General features: G+C 47.7%; 7 protein-coding genes. 5 read left to right on the plus strand and 2 right to left on the minus strand.

Going from position 1 to position 5,916, the window contains the following annotated elements:
- Positions 1 to 106 precede the first annotated feature (106 nt).
- Positions 107 to 781, minus strand: coding sequence for a hypothetical protein (locus tag RMO27_RS09585; RefSeq protein WP_309731764.1), 675 nt, complete (start codon positions 779 to 781; stop codon positions 107 to 109).
- Positions 782 to 881: 100 nt separating this feature from the next.
- Here RMO27_RS09585 and RMO27_RS09590 point away from each other — a divergent pair, with 100 nt between their 5' ends.
- From RMO27_RS09590 to RMO27_RS09600, 3 genes are all read left to right on the plus strand, one after another.
- Positions 882 to 1,553 (plus strand): DUF3386 domain-containing protein, encoded by a 672-nt coding sequence (locus RMO27_RS09590; protein WP_309731767.1) that lies wholly within the window; start codon positions 882 to 884, stop codon positions 1,551 to 1,553.
- A 192-nt stretch (positions 1,554 to 1,745) separates the two neighbouring features.
- Entirely contained in the window at positions 1,746 to 2,543 is a 798-nt protein-coding gene (locus RMO27_RS09595; RefSeq protein ID WP_309731769.1) for a Ycf66 family protein, read from the plus strand.
- Between the two features lie 404 nt (positions 2,544 to 2,947).
- Positions 2,948 to 3,382, plus strand: coding sequence for a response regulator (locus RMO27_RS09600; protein ID WP_309731771.1), 435 nt, complete (start codon positions 2,948 to 2,950; stop codon positions 3,380 to 3,382).
- A 52-nt stretch (positions 3,383 to 3,434) separates the two neighbouring features.
- Here the strand turns inward: RMO27_RS09600 and aat are convergent, their stop codons facing one another.
- Complete coding sequence (gene aat, locus RMO27_RS09605; protein WP_309731773.1) at positions 3,435 to 4,034, minus strand: leucyl/phenylalanyl-tRNA--protein transferase; 600 nt, start codon at positions 4,032 to 4,034, stop codon at positions 3,435 to 3,437.
- 165 nt (positions 4,035 to 4,199) lie between these two features.
- Between aat and ald the strand changes: the two genes are divergently transcribed.
- A complete protein-coding gene (gene ald / locus RMO27_RS09610; protein WP_309731775.1) occupies positions 4,200 to 5,291 on the plus strand; it encodes an alanine dehydrogenase in 1,092 nt (363 codons plus the stop codon).
- A gap of 47 nt (positions 5,292 to 5,338) precedes the next feature.
- Positions 5,339 to 5,916: pyridoxal-phosphate dependent enzyme (locus tag RMO27_RS09615; RefSeq protein WP_309731777.1), on the plus strand; the 578-nt coding region annotated here is incomplete at its 3' end.

A 5,916-nucleotide genomic window follows, 5' to 3' on the forward strand; every position in this document is an offset into this window, starting at 1 on the left:
TAAATTTGATAGCTTTGATCGAGTGGAAATCTGGCATAATCTTGTTGCAATACTGTCAGAATGTCCATATTTGAGTTGATTTGTGGAATAGGTGTCGATCGGGAAATTAGTGCGAATTTTTAACTTGAGCGGCCATCAGAATGCCTTTAATCAGATCGTTTTCAATTAATTGTTTTGACTGAAGTAAATAAGCAAAGATCGTGTCGTTGGCGATTTGATGCTGCTGCTTGTGCTGAAATACGGAGAGAGTGGTGAGAATCGTCAAGAGATCTGGAAACTTGAGGGGGATAAAATGACCGCCAATATCAGCAGATAATAACCTGGGCAAACAAGTTGGTAACTGACTGGCATCAGTCATCAACTTGTTTTGACGGAGCAAGCATAAGCGATCGAGTCCAAAATCTTTGTAGACCAACAGTAAATTGCAAGCTTCATTGACCACCTCGCGATCGGCAAATGGTAACACACAAATCCCAATGTGAACTTGGCTCAGATCGCGCAGACGACAAATTAATTTAAAATCAATTAAGCCGCGATCTCGTCCGTTGGGTGGTAATCGATCGAGTCGCTCGATTTTGACATCACTAATGGTTTGACCGATAGTCGAGGATAAACATAATAGTAGTCCAGCCGCAATTTTTTGTTTGTCTTCATTGCCCCATCGCAGTGGATTGGCAAACAACTGCGATAGTTCTGGTGTCAAGACTTGGCGTTCTACCGCAAAAGCGGTGGCGACAACAGGGAAATCTGAATTTGACAGGGGGAAATTTGAGCTAGTCATCTTATCTGGCAATTTAGCATCATCTGATGTCACTGGCTCGAACATTAGGAACAAAAATCTTTAAAATAGAATTAAATACCAAATCACCCGTTAAGGCAACATGACAGAATCACGATCGGCACAAGCACTATTTCAGGCTGCTTACGAAAATCGGTACACTTGGGAGCCAAATTTTCCTGGTTATACTGCCACAGTGGAGTTTAAGCATGGAGATCAAGCACTAACTGGCACGATTGTCGTCAAAGCAAATCTGAGTGCGGAGGTGACAGGGATCGAGGATGAAGAAGCGCGCAAGTCGATTATCGGCCAACTCCGCGAAGTAGCCATCCACCGCGTGCGCCGGACTTTTACCGAAACCCATGGGATGAATACTTTTGCCTATGGCGAAACCGACGCCACTGGTGCGATCGAAATCCTGATGCCAGAGAAACCAATGGGCGATCGGTATAAACTCCGCAATAATGAAGTTTGCCACGTCCATCGCCATCTGCACGGGATCATGGTGACGATCGATACTTTTAGCAGTCACGATACTGGGGCTGGTTATCTCTCCCATCGTTATGATTCGATCTATGCCGATCCAGCGACAGGCGAAATCAAAAGCGATAAAATCGTGTTTGAAGATAACTACCAAAAAGTTGGTAATTACCAAATTCTCAGTCAACGGATCGTCGCAGCTATCGAAGATGGGCAGCCTGTCACTACAGAGTTTAATTTCACCAACATCGCCTTACTCGCCGATCGAGTTGAAGCTGCGGCTGTAGCCGTCTAGAACGTACTCTGGTAGTTAGTTACAGTTATTTGGGATTATTTAAATAGCTGTAACTAACTATTTCCACTGAGTAACATAGTCACGATGCGCCGGACACGACGATCGGCAAGCGGGCATCGCGATCGTGAGGCCCAACCTATAATATGCTGAGTCTAGTTAGCGACATTGGCTTGGAGGAGGATTTTTGTAAACATGCTGGCATATATCTTAGCTGTGTTGGTCGGTACTGGAAGTGTTGGTTTGTATCTCACCGCTTTCTTCTTGCCAGAAATTCATCGCAAACAGGATTTTATCTGGAGTGGCGTTGGCTGTTTTTACGCGCTATTCCTGTGGATTTACGCGCATCAAGTTACTGGTGGCATTTTAGTCGGACAAACTACTAGCGTCATCCTTTTGGGCTGGCTGAGTTGGCAAACTTTCCAGTTGCGCCAACAATTGGTACCGATCGATCGAGCCACTGCCATTGCCAATGCTATCCAACTTCCCAATCGGAATGGGGCAAATCAACCCGCACCCAAAACACCAAAACCTGCCCAAAAGCCAACTGCCACCGTCAGCACGCCAACACCAGTCGCTACGGTTGAGCAATCGATCGACAAAACCACCGCACCAGCCGCTACCAAACCAACTTCGATCGCGAAATCAGTCACACCATTAGCGAGCCAAACCCCCTTATCTGAAGTCAAAATTCCGCCTGCTAATGCACCTGTCGCCAACAAGCAATTAGTTCCCCCTCAGCCACTCTCAATCACGGCTAACCCCAATCCTGATGCTGACGACGATCGAGCGTGGATTAAATTAGAAGTCAAGCCAAATCCCGTGCGATCGAAACCACTGGGTACTCCAGTCCAACCACCAACCCCTTTACTCGCAGCGGCAGCTAATTCAGATCTACCAGCAGATCGGAGTGTCTCGAAAACTGACGCTATAGTCAATGCCCCCACCGAACCAATCCCAACTGTCAAAGTAGATCCAGCGCAGCCCAATTAGCAACTCCTCTTTTGGTAGGGGCAATTCATGAAGCGGTATCTGCTAAGGCAGAGGCTTCCCCAACGCGCACGCCCTGGTTTCCCGACGGTTTAGCGACTGAAATCACGCGGTGGGTAATTTACTAGATATTTTGTCCCAAATCTGTAATAATTCACCAAATTACGATGGAAAATGAAGCCAATCGGTTATAATTTTGTTTTAATATTTAGCTTCTTTATCTTCCAACTATAAAAAAATGATCCATGAGATGAGCGATCGCCGATCGGGTCAACTCCCAACGTCATATTTAAATCTCGTAGCAATCGGTCAGCAAGATTAGCGATTGTTGCTAATTATTGAACCAAGCTGTCTCCAGCACTGAATTGCAGGTTTTCTGTCCTCCTATTAACTAAAAATTTTGATCAATGAAATCAGTTGTTACTGGTATAAGATCTGGCACCAATAGAATCCTGATTGTTGACGATTCGCCAGAAATTTTGGCTGTCACCGATGCAATTCTCTCCTCGGCTGGGTATGAGACGATTTCCTATACCAATGGGTTGATCGCGCTGCAAATTATGCAATTGCTGCCACCAGACTTAATTATTCTCGATATCAATATGCCCCAAATTGACGGGTATGAGATGACTAAGCGGATTAGAAGCAATCCTGAGTGGGATCTGACTCCAATCTTGCTGTTTTCGGCAATTGCACCATCACAAGCCGCACTAGCTTTAGAATGTGGTGCTGACGATCTTCTCGGTAAGCCAGTTGCGATCGAGGAATTACTCGGCAAGGTAAGTTTATTGCTCCATTCTCGCCATCGCCAGCAGCATCGTCAACAACTGCGAGTGGGGTAGGGCATAAAGAGTAGAAGGTAGTTAGCACAACCCATTGTGTTTACGACTGCGGTTATGCCCGATCTCCTTGGGGTTTAAATTGACGCTGTTGTGAGATTGCCACTCGCAGCAAGTTGTGGTAAGTCTTGGTATCGATCGGATACGCTCCAAAGCGTTCGAGGTGCGGATTGGTCATTTGGGCATCGAATAGGCTGAATTTTTGCTGGCGGAGATGGTTGACAAGATGTACCATCGCCACCTTCGAGCCTTCAGGAATCTGGAAAAACATCGATTCGCCGATAAATGCGCTGCCGATGGCGATACCTAAGATCCCACCAGCAAGTTCGTCGCCCTGCCAAGTTTCAAAACTATATGCCCAACCTGCTTGGTTTAATTCCCAGTAGATCTCCTGAAGTTCGTGGGAAATCCAGACGGTATCTCGATCAGCACAACCCGCCACTACCGCTCGAAAATCGCCATTAATTTTGACTGTAAAGCGATGTTGATTGATGACACGTCGCAAGGATGTGGGGTAGCGAAAGCGATCGTCGAGCGGAATCAAGGCATGTTCGTTGCTAGAGTACCACTGCAGATCGCTATCTGCATCGTCTGCCATCAAAAAATGACCCTGCGAATAGCCCTCGATAATTTTGGGGATGTGGTATTTGGTCATGAAGTCAGGGGATAGTGAATAGTGGATAGTGAATAGTGAATGGATTTTGGAATAGTCCCCCAGTCCCCCCGTCCCCCTATCCTAGTTATTATCCTACAACTCTTTATCAAAGCCACATCCTCTCTATTATGATGGTAGTTGCGGTGACAATTACGAGTATAAAACATGGATATCGGTATTCCCAGAGAGACCAAAGACCAAGAATTCCGAGTCGGATTGACTCCTAGTGTCGTGCGGGCATTAGTCGATCGCGGACATCAAGTATCCGTCGAAACTAACGCTGGTGCTGGATCTAGTTTCCCCGATGCCGAATACATCCAAGCTGGAGCCAAGATCGTGCCGACAGCCGCAGCCGCTTGGGATCGGGAAATGGTTGTAAAAGTCAAAGAACCGCTACTGACAGAATACGCCCATCTCCAAAAAAATCAAATCCTGTTCACCTATCTCCATCTGGCTGCCAATCGCGCGCTCACCGAACAGCTAATCGATACTGGCGTCAGTGCGATCGCCTATGAAACAGTAGAATTACCCGATGGCAAGCTTCCGCTCCTGGCACCGATGAGTATCATTGCGGGTAGGTTGTCAGTGCAATTTGGGGCGAGATTTCTAGAGAGACAACAAGGCGGTAGTGGTGTCCTCCTCGGCGGCGTACCTGGCGTGCAACCGGGCAAGGTGACGATTCTGGGTGGGGGGATCGTCGGTACGGAAGCCGCACGGATGGCGGTGGGGATCGGCGCACAGGTGACGATCTTGGATGTGAATGTCGATCGATTGAACTATCTGGAAACGATCTTTGGTTCGCGCGTGACTTATCTCTATAGCAACGCTCACAATATTGAAACCTCCGTCCGCACTGCCGATCTGGTCATTGGGGCAGTACTGATCCTGGGCAAACGTGCGCCGATCCTCGTCTCTAGTACCCTAGTCAGTGAGATGAAGCCAGGTGCCGTCATCATTGATGTGGCAGTCGATCAAGGGGGCTGTATCGAGACGCTCCGCCCGACTTCACATACCAATCCCGTATATATCGAATCGGGTGTCGTTCATTATGGCGTGCCGAATATGCCTGGCGCAGTACCGTGGACGGCCACACAAGCCTTGAATAATAGCACCGCACCCTATGTACTCAAATTAGCCGATCGCGGTTTGGCAGCTTTGGAGCTAGATCCAAATCTGGCTAAAGGTGTGAATGTCCGATCTGGATCGATCGTCCATCCAGCGGTGAGATCGGTTTTTCCAGATTTGCCTAGTGATTGAACTATATTGAAGTCAAGTAGGTTGGTCAGCATAATTTCAAAAGATGTATGGATATCAAACGTGGCTTTGTTGAAGCAATTGGCAACACACCCTTAATTCGACTCAATAGTTTTAGCGACGCTACTGGCTGTGAAATCTTGGGTAAGGCCGAATTTCTCAATCCAGGTGGCTCAGTCAAAGATCGAGCGGCTCTTTATATGATCGAAGATGCCGAGCGGTGCGGTACGCTCAAACCGGGCGGCACTGTCGTCGAAGGTACTGCTGGCAATACGGGCATCGGTCTGGCACATATTTGCAACGCTAAGGGGTATAAATGCCTGATTATCATCCCCGAAACCCAGTCCGCCGAAAAAATCGAGGCACTTCGCACCCTCGGCGCAGAAGTCCGTACTGTGCCCGCTGTACCTTACAAAGATCCGAATAATTATGTCAAATTATCTGGTCGCGTTGCCGCAGAGATGGAAAATGCGATCTGGGCAAATCAGTTTGAAAATCTTGCCAATAGGCTGGCACATTATGAGACTACTGGGCCAGAAATGTGGGCGCAGACAGATGGCAACATTGATGGCTGGGTCGCTTCTACAGGAACGGGCGGTACGTTTGCTGGCGTGTCGATGTTTCTCAA

This window comes from Chamaesiphon sp. OTE_75_metabat_556, assembly GCF_031378165.1.
Taxonomy (GTDB): domain Bacteria; phylum Cyanobacteriota; class Cyanobacteriia; order Cyanobacteriales; family Chamaesiphonaceae; genus Chamaesiphon.